27 protein-coding genes are annotated in these 24286 nt (G+C 62.8%); 13 read left to right on the top strand and 14 right to left on the bottom strand.

Features of this window, described 5'->3' with window-relative positions; genetic code table 11:
* Positions 1 to 11: 11 nt before the first annotated feature.
* The 4 genes from RA302_RS25510 to RA302_RS25495 all read right to left on the bottom strand — a co-directional run bounded on the left by RA302_RS25510 (position 12) and on the right by RA302_RS25495 (position 2174).
* Positions 12 to 989: a DUF1214 domain-containing protein gene (locus RA302_RS25510; protein WP_030537231.1), complete on the bottom strand. Its 978-nt coding sequence runs from the start codon at positions 987 to 989 to the stop codon at positions 12 to 14.
* A 66-nt stretch (positions 990 to 1055) separates the two neighbouring features.
* Positions 1056 to 1364, bottom strand: a complete 309-nt coding sequence (locus RA302_RS25505) for an SHOCT domain-containing protein (protein WP_030537230.1) — start codon at positions 1362 to 1364, stop codon at positions 1056 to 1058.
* Position 1365: 1 nt separating this feature from the next.
* Positions 1366 to 1803 carry a DUF6325 family protein gene (locus RA302_RS25500; RefSeq protein ID WP_030537229.1) on the bottom strand — a complete coding sequence of 146 codons (438 nt, stop codon included), beginning with the start codon at positions 1801 to 1803 and terminating at the stop codon, positions 1366 to 1368.
* The gene (locus RA302_RS25495; protein WP_030537228.1) at positions 1800 to 2174 is read right to left on the bottom strand and encodes a PLDc N-terminal domain-containing protein; all 375 of its coding nucleotides are present in this window, start codon (positions 2172 to 2174) and stop codon (positions 1800 to 1802) included. Before RA302_RS25495 ends, RA302_RS25500 begins: the two co-directional genes overlap by 4 nt.
* Before the next feature lie 170 nt (positions 2175 to 2344).
* Between RA302_RS25495 and RA302_RS25490 the strand changes: the two genes are divergently transcribed.
* The gene (locus RA302_RS25490; protein ID WP_030537227.1) at positions 2345 to 3880 is read left to right on the top strand and encodes a LuxR family transcriptional regulator; all 1536 of its coding nucleotides are present in this window, start codon (positions 2345 to 2347) and stop codon (positions 3878 to 3880) included.
* On the opposite strand, the gene RA302_RS25485 is transcribed toward RA302_RS25490, so the two are convergent.
* Entirely contained in the window at positions 3815 to 4402 is a 588-nt protein-coding gene (locus RA302_RS25485; RefSeq protein WP_030537226.1) for a TetR/AcrR family transcriptional regulator, read from the bottom strand. The genes RA302_RS25490 and RA302_RS25485 overlap by 66 nt on opposite strands.
* A gap of 95 nt (positions 4403 to 4497) precedes the next feature.
* Between RA302_RS25485 and RA302_RS25480 the strand changes: the two genes are divergently transcribed.
* The 4 genes from RA302_RS25480 (at position 4498) to RA302_RS25465 (ending at position 9319) form a co-directional block, all read left to right on the top strand.
* Positions 4498 to 6276 carry an ABC transporter ATP-binding protein gene (locus tag RA302_RS25480; RefSeq protein WP_037126908.1) on the top strand — a complete coding sequence of 593 codons (1779 nt, stop codon included), beginning with the start codon at positions 4498 to 4500 and terminating at the stop codon, positions 6274 to 6276.
* Between the two features lie 75 nt (positions 6277 to 6351).
* Positions 6352 to 7563 carry an acyl-CoA dehydrogenase family protein gene (locus RA302_RS25475; RefSeq protein WP_003940162.1) on the top strand — a complete coding sequence of 404 codons (1212 nt, stop codon included), beginning with the start codon at positions 6352 to 6354 and terminating at the stop codon, positions 7561 to 7563.
* On the top strand, positions 7560 to 8585 hold the full coding sequence (locus RA302_RS25470) for a phosphotransferase family protein (protein ID WP_030537224.1): 1026 nt from the start codon (positions 7560 to 7562) through the stop codon (positions 8583 to 8585). The genes RA302_RS25475 and RA302_RS25470 overlap by 4 nt, the downstream gene beginning before the upstream one ends.
* Positions 8582 to 9319, top strand: coding sequence for an SDR family oxidoreductase (locus tag RA302_RS25465; protein WP_030537223.1), 738 nt, complete (start codon positions 8582 to 8584; stop codon positions 9317 to 9319). The genes RA302_RS25470 and RA302_RS25465 overlap by 4 nt, the downstream gene beginning before the upstream one ends.
* A gap of 4 nt (positions 9320 to 9323) precedes the next feature.
* On the opposite strand, the gene RA302_RS25460 is transcribed toward RA302_RS25465, so the two are convergent.
* Entirely contained in the window at positions 9324 to 9869 is a 546-nt protein-coding gene (locus tag RA302_RS25460; protein ID WP_007729604.1) for a hypothetical protein, read from the bottom strand.
* Positions 9870 to 10013: 144 nt separating this feature from the next.
* On the opposite strand from RA302_RS25460, the gene RA302_RS25455 reads away from it, so the two are divergent.
* Genes RA302_RS25455 through RA302_RS25440 form a run of 4 tightly spaced genes read left to right on the top strand, consistent with a single transcriptional unit; the run spans position 10014 to position 12493 of the window.
* Positions 10014 to 10514, top strand: a complete 501-nt coding sequence (locus tag RA302_RS25455) for a methylated-DNA--[protein]-cysteine S-methyltransferase (protein WP_030537222.1) — start codon at positions 10014 to 10016, stop codon at positions 10512 to 10514.
* On the top strand, positions 10501 to 11055 hold the full coding sequence (locus tag RA302_RS25450; RefSeq protein ID WP_080712778.1) for a sigma-70 family RNA polymerase sigma factor: 555 nt from the start codon (positions 10501 to 10503) through the stop codon (positions 11053 to 11055). The genes RA302_RS25455 and RA302_RS25450 overlap by 14 nt, the downstream gene beginning before the upstream one ends.
* Positions 11052 to 11651: a methylated-DNA--[protein]-cysteine S-methyltransferase gene (locus RA302_RS25445; protein WP_007729599.1), complete on the top strand. Its 600-nt coding sequence runs from the start codon at positions 11052 to 11054 to the stop codon at positions 11649 to 11651. Before RA302_RS25450 ends, RA302_RS25445 begins: the two co-directional genes overlap by 4 nt.
* Positions 11648 to 12493, top strand: coding sequence for an AlkA N-terminal domain-containing protein (locus RA302_RS25440; protein ID WP_030537220.1), 846 nt, complete (start codon positions 11648 to 11650; stop codon positions 12491 to 12493). The genes RA302_RS25445 and RA302_RS25440 overlap by 4 nt, the downstream gene beginning before the upstream one ends.
* A gap of 4 nt (positions 12494 to 12497) precedes the next feature.
* Here the strand turns inward: RA302_RS25440 and RA302_RS25435 are convergent, their stop codons facing one another.
* From RA302_RS25435 to RA302_RS25415, 5 genes are all read right to left on the bottom strand, one after another.
* Positions 12498 to 14723: an MMPL family transporter gene (locus tag RA302_RS25435; protein WP_030537219.1), complete on the bottom strand. Its 2226-nt coding sequence runs from the start codon at positions 14721 to 14723 to the stop codon at positions 12498 to 12500.
* Positions 14724 to 14825: 102 nt separating this feature from the next.
* A complete protein-coding gene (locus RA302_RS25430) occupies positions 14826 to 16376 on the bottom strand; it encodes a bifunctional 3'-5' exonuclease/DNA polymerase (protein WP_030537218.1) in 1551 nt (516 codons plus the stop codon).
* A 46-nt stretch (positions 16377 to 16422) separates the two neighbouring features.
* A complete protein-coding gene (locus RA302_RS25425; RefSeq protein ID WP_030537217.1) occupies positions 16423 to 17286 on the bottom strand; it encodes a biotin-dependent carboxyltransferase family protein in 864 nt (287 codons plus the stop codon).
* Entirely contained in the window at positions 17283 to 17915 is a 633-nt protein-coding gene (locus tag RA302_RS25420) for an allophanate hydrolase subunit 1 (RefSeq protein ID WP_030537216.1), read from the bottom strand. Before RA302_RS25420 ends, RA302_RS25425 begins: the two co-directional genes overlap by 4 nt.
* Positions 17912 to 18391, bottom strand: coding sequence for a MarR family transcriptional regulator (locus RA302_RS25415; RefSeq protein WP_030537215.1), 480 nt, complete (start codon positions 18389 to 18391; stop codon positions 17912 to 17914). Before RA302_RS25415 ends, RA302_RS25420 begins: the two co-directional genes overlap by 4 nt.
* A gap of 74 nt (positions 18392 to 18465) precedes the next feature.
* Here RA302_RS25415 and RA302_RS25410 point away from each other — a divergent pair, with 74 nt between their 5' ends.
* Positions 18466 to 19299, top strand: coding sequence for an alpha/beta hydrolase (locus RA302_RS25410; RefSeq protein WP_030537214.1), 834 nt, complete (start codon positions 18466 to 18468; stop codon positions 19297 to 19299).
* A gap of 4 nt (positions 19300 to 19303) precedes the next feature.
* Here RA302_RS25410 and RA302_RS25405 read toward each other — a convergent pair whose 3' ends face one another.
* Entirely contained in the window at positions 19304 to 19747 is a 444-nt protein-coding gene (locus RA302_RS25405) for a hypothetical protein (RefSeq protein ID WP_030537213.1), read from the bottom strand.
* 49 nt (positions 19748 to 19796) lie between these two features.
* Between RA302_RS25405 and RA302_RS25400 the strand changes: the two genes are divergently transcribed.
* The gene (locus tag RA302_RS25400; protein ID WP_030537212.1) at positions 19797 to 20075 is read left to right on the top strand and encodes a hypothetical protein; all 279 of its coding nucleotides are present in this window, start codon (positions 19797 to 19799) and stop codon (positions 20073 to 20075) included.
* A 99-nt stretch (positions 20076 to 20174) separates the two neighbouring features.
* On the opposite strand, the gene RA302_RS25395 is transcribed toward RA302_RS25400, so the two are convergent.
* Together RA302_RS25395 and RA302_RS25390 are read right to left on the bottom strand one after the other, a co-directional pair.
* A complete protein-coding gene (locus tag RA302_RS25395) occupies positions 20175 to 21551 on the bottom strand; it encodes an NAD-dependent succinate-semialdehyde dehydrogenase (RefSeq protein WP_030537211.1) in 1377 nt (458 codons plus the stop codon).
* Between the two features lie 99 nt (positions 21552 to 21650).
* A complete protein-coding gene (locus tag RA302_RS25390) occupies positions 21651 to 22964 on the bottom strand; it encodes a DUF3533 domain-containing protein (RefSeq protein WP_030537210.1) in 1314 nt (437 codons plus the stop codon).
* Positions 22965 to 23135: 171 nt separating this feature from the next.
* On the opposite strand from RA302_RS25390, the gene RA302_RS25385 reads away from it, so the two are divergent.
* Together RA302_RS25385 and RA302_RS25380 are read left to right on the top strand one after the other, a co-directional pair.
* On the top strand, positions 23136 to 23768 hold the full coding sequence (locus tag RA302_RS25385; protein ID WP_050654601.1) for a DUF4178 domain-containing protein: 633 nt from the start codon (positions 23136 to 23138) through the stop codon (positions 23766 to 23768).
* The gene (locus RA302_RS25380) at positions 23765 to 24265 is read left to right on the top strand and encodes a DUF2617 family protein (RefSeq protein ID WP_030537208.1); all 501 of its coding nucleotides are present in this window, start codon (positions 23765 to 23767) and stop codon (positions 24263 to 24265) included. Before RA302_RS25385 ends, RA302_RS25380 begins: the two co-directional genes overlap by 4 nt.
* The last annotated feature ends 21 nt before the right edge of the window (positions 24266 to 24286 follow it).

The following is a 24286-nucleotide window of genomic DNA, read 5'->3' as shown; positions in this document are numbered from 1 at the left end:
ATCAGGTCGAGTCACCCGAGAGTGGTGTGTGCGTGGGGAACGCTTTGCTGCAGGGCTTCGGGACGAGGCGCCGTCCAGGTGCCGTCGAGCACGGAGGGACGGGGGCGGTACAGGCGCAGTACGTAGTTCCACCCGGGCATGATGGGCAGTGCGTTCGCGACGCCGTCGAGATGGACCCCGAAGCGAATGGTGGTGCTGCCGTCGGAGTCTGGGGTGGCCGTGAGGCTGTTGATGCTGTTGACGCCCAGAGCGTTCTCTTCGAAGTATCCGGCCGCGTTGTACAGCGAGACCGACCAGAACGCATCCACGGGAACATCGTTCAGGCGGAGACGGTATTCCCCGACCGGGAGACGTTCGTCGAAGTTGACGTAGGTGGCCTCGTACTCGGGAAGGCCACCCCAGCCGGATGCGGTACCGAGCAGGTGCCTGATCGGATCGACTTCCGCAGCGGTACCGAATGAATGGTCGTACGTGGTGATGCCACGCGCGAGTGCGAGGAGTGCGTCGCGGGTCTCGGTCTGCGATTGCTCGTCGTAGTCGGGCAACGGGAACTCTCCCGTTCCGCCGCCGTCGATGTTGAGGGCGTCTTGCAACCGGTTCACCTCGGCGACGTCTTCGGGGCTGTTCGGATCGACGAGGATGCGCACGATCAGTGCGGCGTAGTCGGTCCCGACCAATTCACGCGTGAGCAGGTGCTCTCCCGGGTCGCGCAGGATGACGGGACCGTAATGATCTTGACTGACCACCCACACGGAGATGTAGCGCTTGCCGGTATCGGGCACCGTGATCGTGACGTTCTCGCGCACGTCGATGATCGCGCTGCTGTACAGAGTGTCGCGGTTCTGGCGGATGATCGGCTGGTTGTCGAGTGACCCGAGATCACGAGTGTGGTTCCACGTGCCCAGGCCGACGCCCGCGGCCAGGCGAGCGAACATGAGATCGGATTCTGCCCGATTGAAGTTCAGGACGTTGACGGCGATCGTGGACATAGCGGGTTCCATTCGGTGTCGGGTATGGAAGCGAGAGCGGGAATCCCTCGCCTCTGTCGGGGTGAATCAGCCGAGCAGTCGCGCTTTGGCGGCTTGGAACTCGGCCTCACTCAGCAGGCCTTGTGATTTGAGGTCGCCGAGTTTCTGCAACTCGGTGACGAGATCGACCGGGGCCGCGGGTGCGGGTGTGGGCATCGGGAGTGCGGCATGCTGCTGGGCGAATTCGTACTGCGCCTGCTCGTAGTCGGCCTGAGCTCTCCTTTGCCGGCGGGTGGCCATACCGTCGCTGACGGCGGTCGCGGTACCGGTGACGACCGCGGTGCGGGCGGCGAGGCCCAGTAGTCCGGGGCGGCCTCGTCTCGGGATGTACGGCATGTCAGACCTCCAATTCCGGGATGATCGTGTCCATGAGGGCATTGACGACGGGTGCGGGTATCCGCTCATAACCCAGTAGCACCGCGCCTGACGCAGCGGTGCGGGCGGCGAGCTCACGCTGATAGACCAGCTCGAGCGCGACCAGCAGCGCTGCAGCGCCGGTGGGAATGGCTGCCGCGAGTTCGGTGATGTCCTCATGCCCGAGCAGACCGGACGCGCCGAGCATCTCGACGTTGATCTCGAAGCCGTTCGGCAACTCCTCGACTTCGATGAGGGTGAGTTCACCGTCCTCGGACTTGGAGATGACGATCAGATCGAGCAGCCGCACCAGGCCGGTATCCGTAAGGTCGGTCAAGGCGGAGAGCGCGGCCGGGTCGAGGCTCTGCCCAGGCAGGCCGAGAAGGTAGAAGTCGACGGGGCCGAAACGCGCGGCACTCACGAGAGGACCTTCAGCTTGAGTGCGGCGAACTCGTCCTCGCTGATCGCTCCGGCTTCGAGCAGTGCTGCGGCTGCGGCGATCTCCTCGCTGGGGCTCTTCCCCGCGACCTCGCGGATATACGATTCGGCGGCCTTCTCGGCGTCGCGTGCGGCCTTGTTGCTGCGTTCCGTCATCCCTTCGCCGCGGGCGACGAGATAGACGAGCGCGGTGAGGATGGGCAGGAAGAGTAGGAAGAACACCCAGACGGCCTTCAACCAACCGCTGAGCTTGTGGTCGCGGAACAGGTCGGCGATGATCGCGAACAGCGCGAAGAGATATCCGATGAAGACGGTTGCCCACAGCATCCAGCCGAGGCTTTCCCAGAAGCTCATGTGTCTTATCCGTTTCGTGTCAGGCCTGCGCACCGGGATTCCGCCGACTAGCGCATTTCGGTTGATTCCGGCAATTCTCACTGGTTTCCGCAGGCTTCGATCGCGGTCTCATCCGAAGCGGATGAGACCGGATTTCCACGGACATCGAACGTCTCGAGTATCTTCGACACATGATCGAAGCCGTGCGTGACGCACTCGCCTCTGGTGAGGCGGAGCAGGCTCGACGAGTCCTGCGGAAAAACTGGCTTCGTTTGATTCTCGAATCTCACACCAGGGAACTCGAGCAGCTCTGCCTTGCTCATCCCGATCCCCACGATCCGCACATCCTGCTGATACGGGCGTGCTGCCGCGATCTCAGCGGTGATCCGTACGGCGCTGAGTTTCTCCGCGGGCAGGGTCTGCGGGTGGCGTCCGACGATTTTGTCGTCTGCTTCACCGACCTGCTGCTCGCTCCGGACACCTCGACCAAGGCCGTCATCGCCGATCGCGCGCGTCACGCGCTCGCCCAGTGTGAGCCCGAGGATGATTACCCGTCCGCGCTGTTCCTCCTCGGGTGGACCGAGGTCAGGCTTCGTCGTGACCTTCCTCGTGCCATCGCGCTACTTCGCTCGGCCGGCGACGAGGCGCAGTTGCAGTCGCGCACGGAGACATTGCGTCTTGCACAGTCCAACTTGGCCTTTGCACTGACCCACGCGGGAGCATTCACCGAAGCCGAACAGATCCTCGACGGCCTTCCTGCGCGAGATGTGGCGTCCGATTGGGAACGCTTCGAAGGTGGTCTCCCACAGTCGAATCGGGGGTGCATCGCTTACTGGCGTGGCGACTTCGAGGAGGCGATCGCTCAGTTCGACTCGATCATCGAGGAGGGCAGCCCTGGAACCAATTTCGAGGCGCTCGCCCGTCTGTACCTGGTGATGAGCCTGATCGCTCTGAACCGGGAAGACCGATACCACAACGCCGCTCGTCTGCTGCGAGGCGTGAGCACTGCGGACAAGCACGGCATTCCTTGGGATACGCTGCGGCGCGTCACAACGGCCTGGCTCGCCCACGCTCAAGGACAGGACGAGCAAGCTCGCCGCATCGCAATGCCCACGCTGACCAGAACAGGTGCTGCGGTCGCTCACGCGCTTCTCGCGGAGCTCTACCGAGTCATGGGGGATCCGGAACCGTCGGCTCAAGCGCTTCGCTTGGCAACCTCGGCCGCGCTGCCGCGATACGCGCTGGTGAGCACCCTTGTCACGTCTGCCGCCCTGAGCTCCGTCGCCGGGCGTGGACCGCAGGCGCACGAGCAGTTGGATCGTGCGCTGGCGGAAGCAATCCCCGAGCGGATTCTCGCCCCATTTCTGAGCGGCGATCCGGTTGTTGTCGACCTCCTGACAGCGCACGCGGTCCGGTGGTCGAGACACCACGAGTTCCTGCGCACGATTCTGGAAAAACGGAACCAGCTTTCGTCTCAGCTCACGGGAGTCCTGACGGAACGAGAGAAAGAGATTCTCACCTTTCTGCGGACCACGATGACTGCTGACGAGATCGCTGCGCACCTCGGCATCGCCTATCCCACCGTGAAGACTCACATTCGCTCGATCTATCGAAAATTAGGTGTGACCAAACGGCGCGCCGCAGTCCAAGCAGCCGACAACCTAGACCGCGGGATCGGGGGCGATTCCGCGGCGGAGGCTGCGAACCGTCAGATCCAAGGCTTGTAGTCGCGTCCCGGAACCGCGGTTCACGTAGTCCATCGACGTGTAGAGCAGTGACCACAGCAGGTTCTGCACCCAGTCCGAACCCATGTCGGGGTCGATGGAACCGTCGGAGTGTCCGCGCTCGATGGCATCGGTGACTGAGTCGTCGTTCGACGCGGACTCGGCAAACGAATCTTCTTGATACACACCGGGAGTGAAGAACAGGACCGTCAAGAGGTCGGCCAGTTCGAAGTATTCATGGCACAGGCGAACCAGTGCTTCGGCTCCGGTACCCTCGCCGAGTCGAGCTGCTGCTGCTGCCTCTCCGACGGCGCGGGTGGCCTCGGCCGCGACTGCGTCGACCAGGTCTGACCGTTCGGGAAAATAGCGGTGCAAAGTGGTCCGGCCGACCTTTGCGGCCGACGCGATCTCGCTGAGGGTCGCAGCAGGCTTGGATGCGAACACCGAAACGGCAGCATCGAGGATGGCCTTCCGTGTGCGCTCGCGGGTCGCGCTTTGTTCTGGTGCGCTGTGGATCGTTGTCACGAATCCGAAGCGTAGCCGTGTCCGGTTTCGGTATCCAGTGTTTCCGAATCGGAATTTCTCTTGCCCTTTATGGAACATTCGTGTTCCATAAATTCATGCTTGAATCCGACGCTTCTCAGCCCGCACCGAAATGGAGCAATCTCCGCGTCCTCTCGGAGTTTGCTCGACCGCATCTGCCGTCGCTCCTCCTCGGATTGGTATTGGCGCTGTGCGGCTCCGCGGCGACGCTGGCAACGCCCATGGTCACCAAGTGGGTTCTCGACACCCTCGATACCGGTGCGTCGCTGAAAGGACCGATCCTCACGCTCGTCGTTCTTCTGATCGTCGGTGCCGTGCTCGGTTGTGCTCAGTGGATCGTTCTCGGAACCGCCGCCGAGAAGGTTGTCTTCGACGCCAGGTCGTCGCTGGTGAGGCGATTCCTCGCTGCGACGGTGCCGGCGCTGCAATCGCGATCCGTGGGTGAATTGGTCACCCGGGTCACGTCTGACACCTTGTTGCTGCGGGAGGCTGCGTCGTCGGCCGCGGTGAATATTCTGAACGCAGCCGCGTTGACCATCGGAACGATTGTTCTGATGGGCGTACTGGATCTGCCGTTGTTGGGCGTCACCATGGTGGCAATCGTGTTCGCCTCCATACTCTTTGCGGTTCTGATGCCTCGGATTTCCGCAGCGGAAGCGCGAACCCAGGAATCGCTCGGTCAGCTCGGCGGCGTTCTCGAGGGTGGCTTGCGTGCGATCCGGACGGTCAAGGTTTCCCTCGCCGAGGATCGCGTCGGGGCTCTGGTGACGAACAATGCGTCCGATGCGAAAAAGCATGCGATCACGGCGGTGCGAGTGTCGGCAACCGCGTGGACTGTCGCGTGGACCGCCATTCAAGGATCGATCATTGCCATCCTGGGCTTCGGTGCCTGGCGAGTCGCCGACGGCGAAATGGCAGTCTCGACGCTCATCGCGTTTTTGCTCTACGCCTTCACCCTGATGGGGCCGGTGTCGGAGCTTGCGCAGAACGTGACCTCCGTTCAGTCGGGAATCGCGGCAGCTATCCGGATTCGCGAGATGCAGTCGTTGCCCACCGAGCAGTACGACGAGGTCGTGGACGTGGTCGCGAAAACGAGCGCTGCCGCGCCGCTGATCGAGTTGCGCGACGTCACCGTGAGCTACCACGGATCGAACCGGCCGGCGTTGCGCGATGTCTCGCTGGTCATTCCGACGCGTGGGCACATGGCCATCGTCGGCCCGTCGGGCGCAGGAAAGACGACCTTGCTCTCGACCGTGCTGCGATTTGTCGAACCGCGATCGGGTGAGGTTCTCCTGCATGGAGTCGGTTACGACGCGCTCGATCACCGCGCTGTGCGCGAGAGTCTCGCATACGTGGAGCAGGAGACACCGGTGGTGCCCGGAACGATTCGGGAGAACGTCGTCTTCAGCCATCCCGATGCGACGGACGAAGAAGTCCAGGCCGTTCTGCGCTTGCTCCGGCTCGACGACGCGATCGAGGCCCTGCCCAACGGACTCGACACCGCTCTGACGGCCACTTCGCTGTCGGGCGGCCAACGTCAGCGGATCGCGATGGCGCGCGCAGTTCTGCGGCCGAGTGCTTTGCTTCTGCTCGACGAAGCCACTGCCCAGGTCGACACGCTCACCGAAGCCGCGATTGTCGACGCGATCAACGAACGTGCGCGCACCGGGGCCGTGGTGACTATCGCTCACCGGCTCTCGACGGTGCGTGACGCCGACTGGATCGTGGTCATGGAAGACGGTCGGATCCGGAACATCGGCAACCATGACGAGCTCATGGACAAGGACGATCTGTACCGCGACATGGTGGTTGCCGGCCGGCTCGATCAGGGCGAGGCAATGCTCGAGGATTGTTGACCCGACGCGTCGGCGTGTGCGAGAGTGCTGATACCGAGCGATCGCTCGGTCGGGATGTTCTTTCGGAGGTGGCTGGTGGCAATCGATCTGACGTACGCGCCCGAGGTGGTGGCGCTGATCGAGAAGACGCGCGACTTCACGCGCAACGTAGTGCTCCCCATCGAAGACGAACACGCCGGTGACATCGCTGTAGCGGGTGGCGATGCCATCCGCATCGAGATGCAGTCGGCAGCAAAAGAAGCCGGTGTCTTCGCACCGCATGCACCGATCGAGTACGGCGGCCACGGACTCAACATGAGTGATCGCGCGCCGGTCTTCGAGGAAGCCGGCTACTCCCTCTTCGGGCCGACGGCGCTCAACATCGCGGCGCCGGACGAGGGCAACGTTCACATGCTGGCCCACGTGGCGAACGAAGCACAGAAGCAGCAGTTCCTCGCGCCGCTCGCAAGCGGGGACATGCGGTCGGCATTCGCCATGACCGAACCCGCGCCCGGAGCGGGATCCGATCCCTCGGCTTTGAACACCCGCGCCGAAAAAGTCCCCGGTGGCTGGAAGATCAACGGTAAGAAATGGTTCATCACCGGCGCCGACGGCGCCGGGTTCTTCATCATCATGGCGCGCACGTCCGGCGAGCCCGGGCAGCGCGGCGGAGCGACCATGTTCCTGGCGCCGACGGACACTCCCGGCCTGGTAGTGGGTCGACACATCGACACCCTCGACAAGGCCATGATCGGTGGGCACTGCGAGGTCACGTTCGAGGATCTCTTCGTACCCGACGAGGCCGTTCTCGGTGAGGTCGATCAAGGTTTCGCCTACGCGCAGGTTCGCCTCGGTCCCGCCCGCATGACGCACGTGATGCGCTGGCTCGGTGCAGCGCGCCGCGGCCACGACGTCGCCGTGGCCAGAGTTGCCGAACGAGAAGGCTTCGGCTCGAAACTCGGTGATCTCGGAATGATCCAGAAGATGGTCGCCGACAACGAGATCGACATCGCAGCCAGCCGCGCACTTCTGGTGCAGGCCTGCTTCGAACTCGATCAGGGCGGGCACGCGAGCAACGCGACGTCCATCGCCAAGACCTACGCTGCCGAGGCGATCTTCCGGATCGTGGACCGCTCCATTCAGATGTGTGGCGGAATGGGCGTGTCCGGCGATCTGCCGCTGGCACGCTTGTCCCGCGAAGTGCGTCCCTTCCGCGTCTACGACGGCCCGTCCGAGGTTCATCGCTGGGCAATTGCGAAACGTGTTGTCGGAGCTGCGAAGCGCGCTGCTCGGGAGGAGTCGAAGTGACGGACTTTCCAGGACTCGATCTCGCGGCGCTCCACAAGTATCTGCAAGCCGCAGGCGTCGAGGTGAGCGGTGAGTTGCGAGCCGAACTGATTTCAGGCGGCAAATCCAATCTCACCTACGGAATCTTCGACGACAACTCGAAGTGGATTCTCCGTCGTCCACCCACGGCCGGCCTCACGCCGTCGGCGCACGACGTTGCGCGTGAGTTCCGAATCACCTCGGCGTTGCAGAACACCGCCGTGCCGGTCGCGCCGACCGTCGTGCTGTGCGAGGACGCCTCGGTGATGGGTGCGTCGTTCACGGTGGTCCAGTTCGTCACCGGTCAAGTGATCCGAACCAAAACCGAGTTGGAAGCTGTTCCGGCAGTGCAGGTCACGCAGTGCACCGACGAGTTGGTGCGTGTTCTCGCTGCCTTGCACGACGTCGACTACACCGAAGTGGGTCTCGGCGAACTCGGCAGACCCGACGGTTACGTAGCCCGCCAGGTGAAGTTGTGGGCCGGTCAATGGTCACGCGTCAAGACCGAGGACTCGGCCGACGTGGACAGGTTGGCGTCGAGCCTCGCGGAATTGATTCCGGCGGAATCAGCCTCGTCGATCGTGCACGGCGACTACCGGATCGACAACACGATTCTCGCGGCGAACGACGTCACCAAGGTTGCCGCAGTGGTGGACTGGGAACTGTCGACGCTGGGCGATCCGCTGGCGGACATCGCGATGATGTGCGTCTATCGGCATCCCGCGCTGGATCTGGTTCTGGGTGAGCCTGCTGCGTGGACGAGCCCGTCGCTACCGTCCGTTGTCGATCTGGCGCAACGGTATTCGTCCGTGTCGGGTCGTGAACTGGCGCATTGGAACTTCTACATGGCGCTCGGGTTCTTCAAACTCGCCGTCGTGGCGCAGGGCATCGATCACCGATTCCGAGCAGGAGCCACCGTCGGCGGGGGATTCGACAAGGCTGGATCTTCTGTGCCGGAACTGATCTCGGCCGGACTCAACGCACTGCAAGGGAAATTCGAATGACTCGATCAGCACTGGTCACCGGCGCCTCCAAGGGGATCGGGCTCGGCATCGCAACACGCTTGGCTTCGCAAGGGTACGGGCTGACCATCACAGCGCGTGATACCGAGCGGCTCGCCGTTGTCGCCGAAGAACTTACGCGCGCCGGATCGCCGGACGTCGTCGTCTCGGCCGGCGACATGGCGGACGAGAACTTCGCCGCAGCACTCGTCGCCACACACAATGAGCGATTCGGCTCCATGAGGGCTCTCGTCCTCAACGCCGGAGTGGGAACCAGTGGGCGAGTAGCGGATTACCCGATGCGACGTTTCGACAAGACCGTTGCCGTCAATCTCCGAACACCGTTTGCACTATTGCAAGCGTCGCTGCCGCTCCTGCGTACAGCGGCGGACGCGGACCTTGCCGGCGGAGCGAAGGTGATCGCTCTCGCCTCGATGGCCGGTGTGTATGCCGAGAGCGGCCTGGCCGTCTACGGAGCCACCAAAGCTGCGCTGATTTCGATGGTCGAGGCACTCAACGCCGAGGAATCCGGAAACGGCGTCAGTGCGACGGCCATCGCTCCCGGTTACGTCGACACCGACATGTCGGCATGGACACACGATCGGATCACACCGGACACCATGATCAAGGTCGACGACATCGTGGAGTTGGTGGACGGTCTGCTCAAGCTCTCGTCTCGAGCGGTCGTTCCGAAGGTCGTCATGGCGCGGGCCGGGACCAACGGCTACTCCGCCTGAAATTTCAATCCAGCTTGGCTTCGCCCCGCTTGCGAAAGAAGTGAAAGCCAGGCACCCCGACGATCGCCTGCCGCAGGTCCTTGACCACTCCGAGGAGTTCGTGGATCTCGGGCGAGACGGAGTCCAAGGTTCCGAGGATGGGCAACACCGCGGCCACCCGGTCGGTGAGCTCCGGTAGTTGGTCGATCAGCTTGATCGCGGCGCTGACCTCTGCCTCGGAAAGGTCGTCGGCGAACCTGGCGGCCAGCGGCGCGAGCTGTAGGGCGATGGGCTCGTAGATCTCGAGGAGTTGACCCGCGATGTCCGACGTCTGCTCGACGGCCTCGACCAGCGTCTCAGCTCGAACGGTCACGGCGGCGGCTCCGATGACGACGCGGTCGGCGTTGTCGGCGATCTGGTTGATGCGTGCCACCAACCTCTCGACCGAGAAGAGGAGCGCCTCGAGTCGAGTGGGCAGGGTGACCGCAAAAGCGACCGTGGACAGGGACCAGTGCACCACGTCGCCGACGGAGCGGACGACGGTGGAGCTGCCGGGCAAAACTAGAGCCATCCCTCGATACTGCCTGATGTGACGTCAAAGTACAGGTAAATCTCACATTCACGAGGCCAGCGGCGTCTTCGAGGTGTCGGTGCCGGCGCGGACAGTCAATTCACCCGCTGCCTGCTGCACCGCGCAACCTGGAAGGATCGAGACATGACGGCTATCCGTACGCACACCGTGATCGACTCGCCGATCGGGGAGTTGACGCTGGTAGCAGCAGGTGACGACCTCTGCGGGCTGTACATGGCGGAGCATCGCCACAAGCCGGACGAGTCCACGTTCGGTGATCGTTCCGCGGCGGTCTTCGGTGAAGTCGAATCGCAGCTCACCGAGTACTTCGAGGGTGATCGCACGGAGTTCTCCGTGCCGCTGGCGCCCGTGGGTACCGAGTTCCAGAAGCGGGTGTGGGATACCTTGCGAACGATCCCGTACGGCGAAACCTGGACATACATGGAGCTCGCGCAAACTTTGGGTAACCCGCTTGCGATCCGTGCCGCCGCCGCGGCAAACGGCAAGAATCCGATCAGCATCATCGTTCCCTGCCATCGTGTGGTCGGTAGCGACGGAAGTCTGACCGGTTTCGCCGGCGGCCTCGAACGTAAGCGGTTCCTGCTCGACCGCGAGCACGGCGGCGAATCGGATGTCCTCTTCTGATGCGCTCGGCTCACAATTCGGTAATCGGGAACGTCTACCGGTCGTGACACTCAAACCGTTCGAAGACGTCGTGACCGAATACGGTGCAGTGGTCCTCCGTGTCTGCCGCGCGGTGGTCGGGCCCGTCGACGCCGAGGACGCGTGGTCCGAGACGTTCATCGCAGCGATGCGGGCATATCCGGATCTGAATCCGGACGCGAACATCGAAGCCTGGCTGGTGACCATCGCGCACCGCAAGGCAATCGACATCACCCGAGTGCGCGCCCGGGTGGCCGTGCCGACAGACGACGTTCCGGAGTTGCCGACGCGAATCGGCGTACCCGGAACGTGGGATCACGAACTCTGGGACGCACTCGAACAGCTACCGCTCAAACAACGTGCGGCAGTCGCCTATCACTTTCTGGGTGGGCTGCCGTACGCAGAGATCGCGGACATCCTCGGCAACACCCCGGCGGCCGCCAGACGCGCGGGTGCCGACGGTATCGCCACACTACGAAGAACCTACTTGTCCGCTACCGCTGCGGAAGGGAGTCACTCATGAGTAACGATGTGTTCGAGGCGCTTCCAGCCGTTGACGCTGACGCCATGATCCGCCTACGGGCGCGCCTGGCTGCTCAGGCGTCCGAAGCTGAATTGATCGACGTGGCATATCGAACCGTCGATTCGCCGGTCGGAAAGCTGCTCCTGGCGGCGACCGATGTCGGCCTGGTGCGGGTTGCCTTTGCCGTCGAAGGGCACGACCTCGTTCTGGAACGTTTGGCGGACACCGTCAGCCCCCGTGTGCTTCATTACCCGCGCAGGCTGGACACTGTCGCTCGCGAGTTGGACGAGTACTTTGCCGGTGCGCGTCGAGAATTCGATCTGCGCTTGGACTTCCAACTCGCGAAGGGGTTCCGACGCGAAGTGTTGCGTCATCTTCCCGAGATCGAATACGGCCACACTGCAAGCTATTCGGTGGTCGCGGCAGCATCGGGAAGCCCACGTGCGGTGCGTGCCGTAGGGACCGCATGTGCAAAGAACCCGCTGCCGTTGGTGGTCCCGTGTCACCGGGTGGTGCGCAGCGACGGCAGCCTCGGGCAGTACGCGGGTGGCCCCGAACTGAAAGCGATTCTGCTGGATCTGGAAGCCGGCCGGTGAGCGCAGTGACGCTGCGCTTTCAGGCGCCCTATGCAGTCGAACCGCTCACCGGTGCCCTGCGGGCTCACTGCGTCGCAGGCCTCGAGCGTCACGACGACGGTGTTCACACCAGAGTCGTACCGTTGCCTTCCGGACCCGTTGTCGTGTCGGTGTCGTGGACCGACGACGGTGTCGTCGTGGATTCCGATGTGCCGGTAGCGGATTCCGCAGTGCTGGAGGTGATCGTGCGCCGTTGGCTCGACCTCGACGCCGATCACACTGCTGTCGAAGCGGCGTTCGGTAGTGATGAGTTGTTGGCCCCACTTGTTGCCGCCCGTCCAGGATTGCGTGTGCTCGGTTCGGTGGACGGGTTCGAGACCGCAGTGCTCACTGTTCTGGGACAACAGGTTTCGCTCGGCGCGGCGAGGACGTTCGGTGGTCGTTTTGTCAGCGCATTCGGGGTACCGGTGCAAGGGGATTTTCTTGCCTTCCCTGATCCGGACGTGGTTGCAGCGCAATCAACCGAGGGCATACAGAAAGCCGTCGGATTGACCACAGCGCGCGCAAGGACAGTGCACACGCTGGCAACTGCGGCAGCGAACGGCCTCGATCTCTCCTGGAATGCGGATCCTGTCCAATTTCGGCGAGAGCTGTTGGCGCTAAAGGGAATCGGACCGTGGACCGCTGACTATCTCACTGTTCGAATTCTCGGTGATCGCGACGCCTTCGTACCCGACGATCTGGTGTTGAAGCGAGCGTTGGGGGTTTCGTCGGGCAAAGAAGCCGCAGCGTTGTCCGAGCGCTGGCGACCCTGGCGAGCCTACGCGCTCTTTCATCTGTGGACCAAGGAAGCGTTTCTGTAGTCGGTCAGTCTTTCGCGCGCGCCAGTTCGGACGGCCACCAAATACGTTTCCCGATGTCGTGAGAGAGTGCCGGCACCAGGACGCTGCGCACGATGATCGTATCGAGCAGCACGCCGAAGGCCACGGCAAATCCGATCTCGGCGAGGAAGACCAGTGGCAGGATGCCCAGTACGGCAAATGTTGCGGCCAAGACGATTCCGGCTGACGTGATCACACCGCCCGTCACCGCAAGACCGCGCAGTACACCTGCGCGGGTGCCGAATTCTCCGGTCTCCTCCCGGACTCTGGTCATCAGGAAGATGTTGTAGTCGATACCCAGTGCGACGAGGAAGACGAAGGCGAACAGCGGGAACGATTGATCCGCCCCGGCGAACCCGAATACGTGTGTGAAGAAGAATCCGCTCACACCGAGGGTCGCCGCGAAGGAAAGCACCACGGTGACAATGAGAATCACCGGGATCAGCAGAGCGCGGAGCAAAGCGGCCAGAACCAGGAAGATCACCACCAACACGATCGGGATGATCAGGTTTCTGTCGCGGACCGAGGCGGCCTGGACATCAAGGGTGGTGGCCGTGCTGCCCCCGACGAGCGCGTCGGCGCCGGGCACGTCGTGGACGGCAGTCCGCAGTCGCTTGACAGTTTCGAGTGCCTGCGGCGAATCGTAGGAGTCGGCGAGGGTTGCATTGATCATGGTTCGGCCGTCGATCGGTGCAACGGTGAAAGCCGCAGGGGCGCAACCCGCAGCGGCGGCTTGTGCGACGGCAGCGGGGTTGGTCTTGATCAAATCGCTGACCTTTGCGACGTCCACCTGGGTGCAGACGGCGCCGGGATCCTGCGAGATACCTTCGACGCCGCTGGCTGCTTTGATGACGGCGTCGGCCTGGTCGGCGTTTGCGGTGATCACGGCCGGTGCGCCGGCTCCGGGATCGAACTTCGAGTCGTAGAGTTCCTGTCCGACAACGGCGTCGGGACGATTGGTGAAGCTTTCGGTAGACGTCAGGCCATCGGTTTTGAGACTGCCGATCCCGGCCGCGAACAGGATGATCAACAACACTGTGGCGCCGATCCACAGTGGGCGGTCCTTGCTGCCGACGGCCTCGGCGATCTTGCCCCACATCCCGTGCGTCGTAAGGTCTGCGGCGTGATCGACCTTGGGCTTGCGCGGCCAGAAGACCCACCGTCCGGTGGCGGCCAGAGCGACCGGCATGAACGTCATCATCACCAGATAGGTGCAGGCGATCCCGATGGCGGCGACGGGTCCGAGGCTCTTGTTAGAGTTGAGTTGAGAGAACGTCAGGCAAAGCAGACCGAGAATGACGGTGACAGCCGAAGCGGTGATGGCCGGCGCAGACTCGCGCCAGGCCTTGATCATCGCGTCGAAGCGGTTGGGATACGTGTGCAATTCTTCGCGATAGCGAGAGATCAAGAGTAGGGCGTAGTCGGTACCGGCACCGATCACCAACACGAAAAGGATGCCTTGAGACTGTCCGGTCAGAGTGAGTAATTCGGCTTTCGCGAGAAAATAGATCACCATCGACGACAAACCGATGGCGAGGAGCGCGGAGAACAGCGGGAAGAACCACAACACCGGCGATCGGTACACGACAAGCAGGATGAGGATCACGACCAGGAGTGCCGCGCCAAGGAGCGCTCCGTCCAGACCGGCAAAGGCGTCGATGAACGCAACGAGTAGCCCACCTGGCCCGGCTGGGAGTACCTCGACATCACCAGCTGCTTGTTTTGCTGCGTCGATGACGTTCTGCTCGGTGGTCGCCAGGACATCGCCTGCCACGGATGTGTCTCCGTCCTTGGCGACGAGTGGCACGAAGATCGACGCAGTTGTGCCGTCGGCGGAGTACTGAGTGGGCTGCATACCGTCGGCGTCTACCCCGGCGACGCCGGCAATGGCGCCGTAGGCCGAGTTGATTGCAGATTTGTCCGCCTCGGTGAGGGCCGAATCTCTATGGAACAGAACAAATCCAGGGATCGTCTCGACTGCGAGGAAGTTCGCGGATTGGTTGCTGACGATTGTCGATTCGGCGGAACTCGGGAGGTACGAGGCGTTGTCGTTCTTTTGAACCTCGGCGAGTTTGCCCTGGAAAGAACCGCCGAATCCGCCTGCGACGAAGGCGAAGATCGCAAGGGCGATCACGGTGAAGATCGGCACGCGAAGGCGCTTCACGGCTCCGCTGTCGTTCCGTTCTGCGTCAGTTGTGTCCAGCTTGGTCATGGTTCTCCTCGAACGCAGTCGACCAGCACCAACAAAGCAACGTTTTCCAGTAGAACACGCAATACGGGCGCGGTGGAACCACTTGGCGTGGAATTGACGACGCTACGAAGTGCCTTTGCCGTAAGTCTCGCGGGCTGCGACGTCCATGGGAAAACGGACGACTGTGTCGCCGAACAACAATCGAGTTGCCGAAGCAGCTGCGGCCAGCACGTGCGCGGTACCGGTTTCGGGGTTGCGGGTATGCACGACTACCTCGTCGTGCTGGAAGAAGACCAACTCGCCGTCCGGGTCTTCGGCGAGGCGGCGCCTGAGGTCGGCCAGGAGGCACAGCGCCCACTCGGACGCAGTCGCCTGCACGACGAAGTTGCGCGTGAAACGACCGCGGGCGTGAGCGTCGCCGTGGGAGTAGAAGTCGGGAGACGGTGGGGGACAGGCCCGGCCGAGCAGTGACTTCACCACCTCGCCGCGCTCACCTGCCTTGGCAGCTTGCTCGACGTACTCGACGGCGACCGGGAATCGCTTCCGCAACAAGACGAGCAGTGCTTTGGCTTCACCCGCCGTCGCCCCGTACAGGACTCCGAGGATTGCGACCTTGGCTTTTGCGCGATCACCGCCGAAGGCTTCGGCACCGACAAGTGCGTACAGGTCGTCGTCCCCGGCGGCGGCCATCATGCGGCGGTCGCCGGACATGGCGGCCAGAATTCGGGGCTCGAGCTGACCGGCGTCGGCGACGACGAACACGTGGCCCGGATCGGCGACGACGCTCGAGCGCATTGTCTTCGGAATCTGGAGGGCCCCGCCGCCTCGACTCGCCCACCTGCCGGACACGACACCACCGGGAACGTAGATCGGACGGAATCGATCTCCCCGCACCCAACTGTCCATCCACTGCCAACCGTTGGTGCTGTACAGCTTGGCGAGTTCGCGATGACGAAGGAGTAGCGGCACAGCCGGATGATCGATCTCCTGCAGAAACCACTTGCGCGTCGACGGAAGTTCGATGCCCTGACGCCCGAACGCCTCGGTGATCTCCACCGAAGACGAAGGATTGACGGTGCGCCCGAAGACCTCACTGATCTGTGCGGCAAGTTCCTGCATACGGGCGGGGAGGTCGTATCCCGTCGGCCGCGGCCCCAGCCGTTCTTCGAGGAGTTCACGATGCTTCTGCGTCGAGAACGGAAGGCCCGTGTGCGTCATCTCGGCGGCGCTGAGAGCGCCGGCCGATTCTGCTGCGATCAACAAGTCCAGTCGAGCGTCCGCGCCGATGGTTGCGCGCTGCTCGGCGAATTCGGTGACGACGGCGAGGGGATCGAGAACGGGTGCAGTGTCGAAGAGTCCGAGTCGATCGTCGTCGAACTCCTCAGCGGGCGGTGACGGTTTGCCGGCGCGCATTCCGAGTATCGCGCGGGTCAGGGAGATGTCGTGGCACCGCTGAACCCGTACGCCTGCCCGCAGTAGAGGTGGGTACACGGTCGCCGTACTCGGCCACACCCACCGCGGGTGCTCGGCTTCCTCGATGGTGCGTACCGCTGCGATCAAGTCGGGGTATTCGACGGGATCGGCGAGCGGCGTTCCAGCGGGATCGGTCCGTAGGACAGTTGCCGTCACAGCTCCCGTGGACGTCGTACTACCGGGGACCAGGACAACTCGCACGACATCAGTGTGACGGCTGGGTCCGACACGCCATCGCTCGGCGTGCTCAGGCCCTGACGAACCGGATGTGCTGACCCGGGCGGGCTTGGCCGAGTCGGTCGATATCTGCGTCCGCGACCACTCCCACCACCGGATAGCCGCCGGTGATGGGGTGATCGGCGAGGAACACGACAGGTTGGCCGCTGGGTGGGACCTGGATCGATCCGAGTGCCACGCCTTCGGTGGGCAGTTCGGTGTCGTCTGTTCTTCGAAGTAGTTCGTCGGCGCCGACGCGATCGACGCGTGCGCCGATTCGGTCCGAGTCGGTCGAGATCGCCCATCGGCCCTGGAGGAGTGTTTCGGGGTTGGTGAATCGATCTGCGCGAGGACCGAACACCACTCGAATGGCGAGAGTCTCGTTTGCCATCGGCGGCACCGGTGCGAGGTCGACGGCTGAGAACGTGGTCGGCGATGGCCCGATCGGGAGAAAAACACCAGGCTCGAGAGGCGCCGGACCGATCCCGGACATCGTGTCGGTGCTGCGCGATCCCAGGATCTCGGGAACCACAATGCCGCCTCGGACGGTCAGATACGTCCGCAGTCCACTCGGTGCGTAGTCCAGGCGGACGGTCTGACCAGCCCGCAGATCGATCACGCTCGAATGCCCGACCGGAATGCCGTCGCGGTAGGCCTGTGCCGGCGCACCGGTGAACGCGATCGTTGTCGGTTGCTGCGCCCGAAGACTCAGCCCACCCAGGAGGACCTCGACACCGCCTGCGCCCTCGTTGTTGCCGACGAGCCGATTGCCAAGCCTGAGAGATCGCCTGTCCGCCGCACCGGAAACCCCGACACCCGAGCGAAGATGACCTATCCGTCCGAGGTCCTGGATCAGGCTCAGCGGCCCGGTGTCGAGTATCTCGAGGCCGTTCATCGTTGTTCCTCGTTCACGAAGCGCACGCGTCTGCCGGGCTGAACGGTGGCCGGTGGTGTGGCGTTCAGATCCCACATCACGGCATCGGTGCTCCCGATGATCTGCCAGCCACCCGGCGATGCCCGCGGGTAGACCGCGCTGTATCCAGCGGCCAGGGCGACGGAACCGGCAGGCACAGCGGTTCGTGATTGCGTTCGACGCGGAACGTCGAGCCGAGTGTCGCCTGAAGTCAGGTAGGCGAAGCCGGGTGCGAATCCGATGAAGGCGCAACGCCACATTGCCCCGGTGTGGGCCGCAACCACCTCGGATCGGCTCATACCAAGTGACTGTGCGACGTCGTCGAGGTCGGGCCCGTCGTACCTGACGGCGATGGTGAGTGCATCCGTCTCGGAATGCTCGTCTGTGGTCGCGGCAGAATCGGTCTGCTCGAGATCGTTCAAGCACTTCCGGACGTACGTGAGATCTGCCGCCGGGGTGCACGTGACCAGGACCGTGCGAGCTGCGGGGAGGAAGTCTTCGACCCCGACCGGGGTGTTACGCGTCAGTGCTTCGGTGAACGCGAGAACGCCAGCTTCGGAATCGAAGTCCACGAGCAATGCGCGTTCTCCCGCGGGAAGTATGCGAGTCACCGGGAGGGCTCCCTATCGACTCGAGTCCGCTCCACGTCCGCTCGCATCGCGGCGATGAAACTCGCGATGGTGGCTCGCTCTGTGGCGGTAAAATTGCCGAGGGTGCTCACCGCCCGTGAAATGAGTGGGCCGAAGTAACTCTCGCCCAGAGTGACCGCCGATGGTGTGACCTGCAAGAGCACCCGCCTGCGGTCTGCTGAGTCTCGCTCCCGAGCTACGTGGCCCGCTGTGACCATCCGGTCGACGAGCGCGGTCACCGACGCCGAGTTGATACCCAGCTGTGCGCCGAGCCAGCCTGGTGTCGCCGGTGTGTCCGAGCGCTCGGCATCGAGAAGGCAGATCAACGCGCGCACGTCGGTGGAGTGCATTTTGTACTTGTTCGCAAAGCCGGAAACCGCCACGTTCAAGTCGACGGTAAGTGCGCGAAGCGAGTGGACGATCGCCATCGCTTCGTCTTCTGCATCGCCGACGCTCAAGGATGCCTCCAGCCCTGGTGTGTTGTCTCTTGATTGTCTACTATCTCGATAATCGAGAGAAATGGGGGTGGGGGATGGACTTCAATCGCGCATACGACGCTGTACTGACCAAATGGCCGCAGAAACCGCTGGGTGTGGATCTCGCGGGGCGGTTCGGTAACACGCATGTGAACGTCTGTGGCCCTGCAGACTCGCGGCCGTTGATCCTTCTGCCCGGGGGAGGTGCCACTTCGACGGTGTGGTTCGACAATGTTGGGGCGCTGTCGAAATCCCGGCGTGTTTTTGCCGTCGACACGCTGGGTGATGCCGGACTCAGCATTCCGAATGGTGATCGGATGAAGTCCGTCGACGATCTGATCGAGTGGATGGACTCGATAGTCGATTGCACCGGGGTCGACACCGTCGATGTGATCGGACATTCCTACGGCGCGATGATTGCGTTGGCCTTTGCGCTGCATCGACCTGATCGTCTCGGCAAACTTGTTCTGCTCGACCCTAATTCGAGTTTCTCCGGCATGAAGGCGGGCTACCTTCTGCGTGCGCTTCCGCTGTTGCTCTCCCCGTCGCGAGCGCGCCGACGGCGACTGTTGGAATGGGAGACAGGCGAGTTGAGTATCGACTCCGACTGGCTGTCTCTTGTGGAAGTGGGCACTTCGGATCTACCGCGACCCGATCTCGTAGTGCCTCGACGTCCGTCGAAGGAGGCCTTGAGCGCACTGGATGTCGAGTTGCTGGTGGTCCTCGCACAAGACGGACGGGTGCATGATGCGGAAATCGTGTCGAAGTCAGTGCGGGAGAGGGTTCCCGCAGCGCGTGTCGAGGTGCTGAAAGATTCTTCGCATCACAGCATTCCGATGGTTCCCGCCGATGAAATCAACCGGGTGCTCGTCGACTTCTTGGAGGGCTAGCGGATCAGGGTGCGACGACGCACCCCGGACCGATCGGTGTCGCCGGATTGACATCGACCGTTGTGACCGGCCCGCCCGCGGACGTCTGGTAGGCCATCAGAGAGTGTTCGCCCGGTGCAGTCGGAGTCCACAGCGTGACGGCGTGGCCGAGTACGACCGGCAAGGTGAAGTAGGGATTGACGGTGTCCCAGATCAGTTCCTGCGGGAACATGGTCGACGCTCGGTTCATGTCGACAATCGAGACGTTCGGCTCGTTCAACGCTGCTGTCCTGGCAACCACCAGATACGTGCAGCCCGCTCCGTACGACGTCGTCGGCCCGCTGCTGAGACCCGGAAGGATCGTGACGTCGACTACGTCCGCGGAAGCTGACGTCGCGGAACAGATGGCTGCACTCGCGCAGAGGGCAGCGGCGACTACGGTAGTTCGAGCGATTCGTGAAAGTGTCATACCAGCAGGTCGGTTTTATCTGGGTGGGTGTTACAGGCAGACTGACCGGATGCGCGCACTTCACGTTCTGCTGGCCGGCTTCGGCTTCCTGCTGGGGTTCCTGATTATTGTTGTCTCCGGCCTGATCGAGTGGGCGTCCTTCGCCTCCCGAACCGATTTCGCCTTCGTCGGTGACTCCGCCGTGTCGGTTGGTGTTTCCAACGAGGCGATCTACACCGCGATCGCTGCTCCACTGGTGGGTGCGCTGTTGGGCTGGCTGTCAGCTGTCATCGCGACGAGGTTCGGGTGGAGCCTCACTCGTGGGAGTGTCACTCCGGCAAGCGAGTGACCAGGGCATTGCTCTTGCTGGTTCGTGGGATATGAGGAAAGGCCCCGACCTCAACAGAGATCAGGGCCTTCCTTTGTATTGCGCTACTTTTGCTCCGAACTACTTCTTCGAGACGCGGAGCAGCTTCTTGTTGACGAACTCGTCCATTCCCCACGGACCCAGCTCGCGGCCGACTCCGGAGCGCTTGACTCCGCCGAAGGGCAGACCGGGCAACGTCGTTCCGTGCTCGTTGACGAACGCCATTCCCACGTCGAGATCTGCAGCGACCGACCGGGCGGAATCGAGATCGCTACTCCAGACGGATCCGCTCAGGCCGTAGACCGACGAATTGGCAAGTTCCACAGCCTCGCTGGCCGACTTGACCTTGTAGACGACTCCGGCAGGTCCGAACAGTTCTTCGCTGTAGGCCCGCATGTCCGGTGTCACGTCTGCGAGCAATGTCGGTTGAACGTAGGCGCCCGGGCCGTCGATCTTCTTTCCACCGGTCAGCAGCGTGGCACCCTTGGACACAGCGTCGTCGATCTGCTCGATCAGAGTGTCTGCCGCGCTCTGCGAAGAGAGCGGACCCAAGACTGTGGATTCGTCCAACGGGTCACCGGCAGTGACGGATTCGAAGGACGTCGCCAACTTGTCGGTGAAGTCGTCGTAGAAATCTTCGGTGACGATGAAACGCTTGGCCGCGTTGCAGGCCTGGCCGGCATTGGACAGACGTGCCTTGGTTGCGGACTTGACGGTGGCATCCATGTCGTCGGAATCGAGGACGATGAACACGTCTGATCCGCCGAGTTCGAGGACGACCTTCTTGAGATTGCGTCCGGCAGTTTCGGCGACGCTGGTTCCGGCGCGTTCGCTGCCGGTCAGTGACACACCTTGAACTCGGGGATCGGCGATCATGTCCGCGATCTGCTCGTTGGTCGCGAAGACGTTGACGTAGGCGTCGTCCGGCAATCCGGCTTGTCGCAGAATCTCTTCCATCAGCAGCGCCGACTGCGGACAGTTCGATGCGTGCTTGAGAATGATCGTGTTACCGAGCATCAGATTCGGTGCCGCGAAGCGGGCGACTTGGTAGTACGGGAAGTTCCACGGCATGACGCCGATGAGAGCGCCGATCGGCCGCCGGTACACAACCGACTCCTCGGCCCCGGGAACGTCGAGTCGTTCTTCCTCGAGCAGTGCCGGACCGTGGTCTGCATACCACTGATAGATCGCGGCCGAGAGTTGTACTTCGCCCTTGGCCTCGCGGACCGGCTTACCCATCTCCAAGGAGATCATTCGGGCCAGTTCGTCTGCGCGCTCTGTGTACAGTTCGGCGGTCTTGCTCAGGACTGCCGCACGCTGCTGTGGCGCACTGTTGCGCCAGGTCAAGTAGCCGCGATGCGTGTTCGCAAGTGCGGCTTCAACTCCGGCGTCATCCAAAGTATCGAATTCCCTGACGGTTTCACCTGTCGCGGGATTGACTGTTTTGTAATTAGCCATAGTTGTACAACGTGCGGAAGGGGCTCGAAGATTCCCGAAACGCGCAATCACATTGAATCGGCTCAACAGGTTTCGATCAAATCCCGGCTGGGTACCATGTCACGCCACCTTGCGGCGATGGGTGCGCTCGTAGCCCTTGCGGTCGTAGAAACGGGTGGTCACGATGCCGAGTACGACGCCGATCAGTAGACCCACCAACGTCATCCAGACGGCATGCAGCAGGCCTGCCTCACCGCGTGCGCCGAAGAACAGGATCGATCGCGTGCCCATGTAGATCTGGTGCATCGGCTCGAATTGCGCCAGCCAGGCATACAACCTGGGGCTGGCTTCGAGGGGGATGGTGCCACCGGACGAGGGCAGCGCGAGAATGACGAACACGAACAGGTTGATCAACATGCCCAACGAGCCGAACGCGGCCATCACCGACATCGCCGTGATGCCCACCGCTGTGATGACCAGCGCGCCGTACTCCCACAATGCAAGCCCGTGAGTGACCGGCATTCCGAGGGCGCGACTGATCCACTGGAACAACGCGGAGACTATGCCGGACAACACGATCATGAATGCCCATTTGACGAGCAGCGTTCGAAACCTGTTGATACCCACAACGTCGTTCTGAACGAAGAGTGGACCGAATTCGGTAGGCGCGTATCCGAGCATGCCGTCCACCAAGGAATTGACCACGGTTGCTCCGGTGAATCCCGCAAGGACCAACAGCAGCGCGAAATAGAATGCCACCAAACCGAATCCGGTTCCGTCGGGAAGCGGATCGTGGGCAACCGTGAGTACGTTCACCGGGTTTTCGAGCAGCAGGCGGCTCGCTCCGGAGATCTGGGTTCCGGTGCCTCCCGCTTCCAACTGCGCGGTGACAAGGGCGGTGAGTTGCTCGCCCATGTTCTTGTTGACCGAGGCGAGGGCTGTGGTTCCGATCGACTGGACCAGCGATGCCGAGACGGAACCGGCGCGAGGATTGGTGTAGATCGTGATGATCGGTTGCTCTACGTCACCGGCGACGACGCTGGCCTCCGCCAGGATGATCGTCCTCTTCGTGAAATCACTGGGAATCACGATCGCGCCGTACAGCGTGCCGGAGTTCAACCGCGATTGGGCTTCGGCGATACCGATCTGCTGCAGGTCGATCTTCTGGTGGTCGATTCCGCTTTCGAGGCCGGCGACGATGTCGTTTCCGAAGTTCTTGCGGTCGGCGGGGTCGCCACCGGGGAGGGTGTCGCCCTCGTCCTGGTTGACCAGGGCGATCGGGAACTGGTCCAGGTGTTTCTTGGGATCGAGTATTCCGCCCATGTACAACGCTGCCAGCGCAGACATCAAGAGGGTGACCACTATCAATGGTGTCAACCAGAATCGTGGTGTGTGCATGACGGTGCGGGCAGACGGCTCCGTGTTCTTGCTCATCGTCAGTCGACCGGCTTTCGTTCGCGCGGAGTTCCTCGGGCTGAGCGTAAACGCAAAGGTGCGCCGGGGCAGTCTTTCGATCTGCCCGCGGCGCTGGAGACCTGTCCGGTCGGCGACAGGCCGGATTGCCGGCAGTCTCATCCGAAAAGGCTGAGAACGGATCGGTAGGGTATGGCCCGCGGCAACCCTGCCGAGACGATTTCGGAGAAACCGTTGACCAACGTGCTGATAGTTGTCCTGATACTCGTAGTGATCGCTGCCGTCGTGTTTGTGGTCCTGCGTGGACGCCAGGGCAAGCCGAATGCTCGCGTCGACCCGCTCGCCGACTATCCCGAGGTGTACGACCCCCACAAGATCGGGGTCGGCGACATCATCACGTACGCGGGTATCGACCATGTTGTTCGAGGGACCATCACGCTCGACGAAGAGGGGTACATCTGGCGTGAGCACCTTCTCGACGGTTCGACCGGTCGTCGTTGGTTGACGGTCGAGGACGACGAGGGCGAATTGGAGATGACTCTCTGGATGCGTCGAGAAGGAACCAACCTGGTCCCGAACGGCGACGTCATTCTCGACGACAAGGTTCACCGCAAGATCGAAAGTGGAACGGCGAAGTTCACGGCCGAGGGTACGACGGGTACGGCCCCTTCCGGCTCGATGGAATACGCGGACTATGCGACCGCAGACAAGACCGGCCTGATTGCATTCGAGAAGTGGGCGCGCGGACAGTCGTGGGAGGTTTCCACGGGACGGGCGGTCACTCGCAGCGAACTCACTGTCATCCACTCGGGCCCCCCGGAATGAGCCTGTATCTACTCGGCGTGGAGCCGACCGACGTGGATGCCTCGGCACTGGGGTTGGTACTGGGAGCTCCTGCGCCACCGACCCTCGCCGAGTTGGTGATCGGAACTTCCGACGCGACGCTGACACTCGGAGTGCTCGGGGCTTCGCACGTGGTGACGGCCTGGGCGTCGGGAAAGGAACTGACCGAGCAGGTTTCGTGCGATGCTCTTGCCGCCGGCGGTGAACCCTTGCCGGCAGTGGAGTCCACGGAAAACTACCGGTTCGAGTCTTCCTCGCTAATCCTGGACCGAGTCGAATTCGATTCGGAAGCTGCATCGTTGAGAGAGTCCGCCGGCCAGGACGGTTGGATCTGCGGATCTTTTCCCGGCGACGACACAGCGTTGACCGCGTTGTGTGGCGTGCGAGACCGCCAGGGGTGGAGTTGGCAGAGTTGGCATTTGTACCCGGGGGAGGGGACAGGAGTGATCGTGAAGACGCGCAGTAGGTGGCGCCCGTGAGGGGGCGGACGTGGTTTGCTC

This window comes from Rhodococcus sp. DN22, assembly GCF_036669995.1.
Taxonomy (GTDB): Bacteria; Actinomycetota; Actinomycetes; order Mycobacteriales; family Mycobacteriaceae; genus Rhodococcus_F; species Rhodococcus_F erythropolis.
This window is presented reverse-complemented; position numbering and strand designations above follow the sequence as displayed.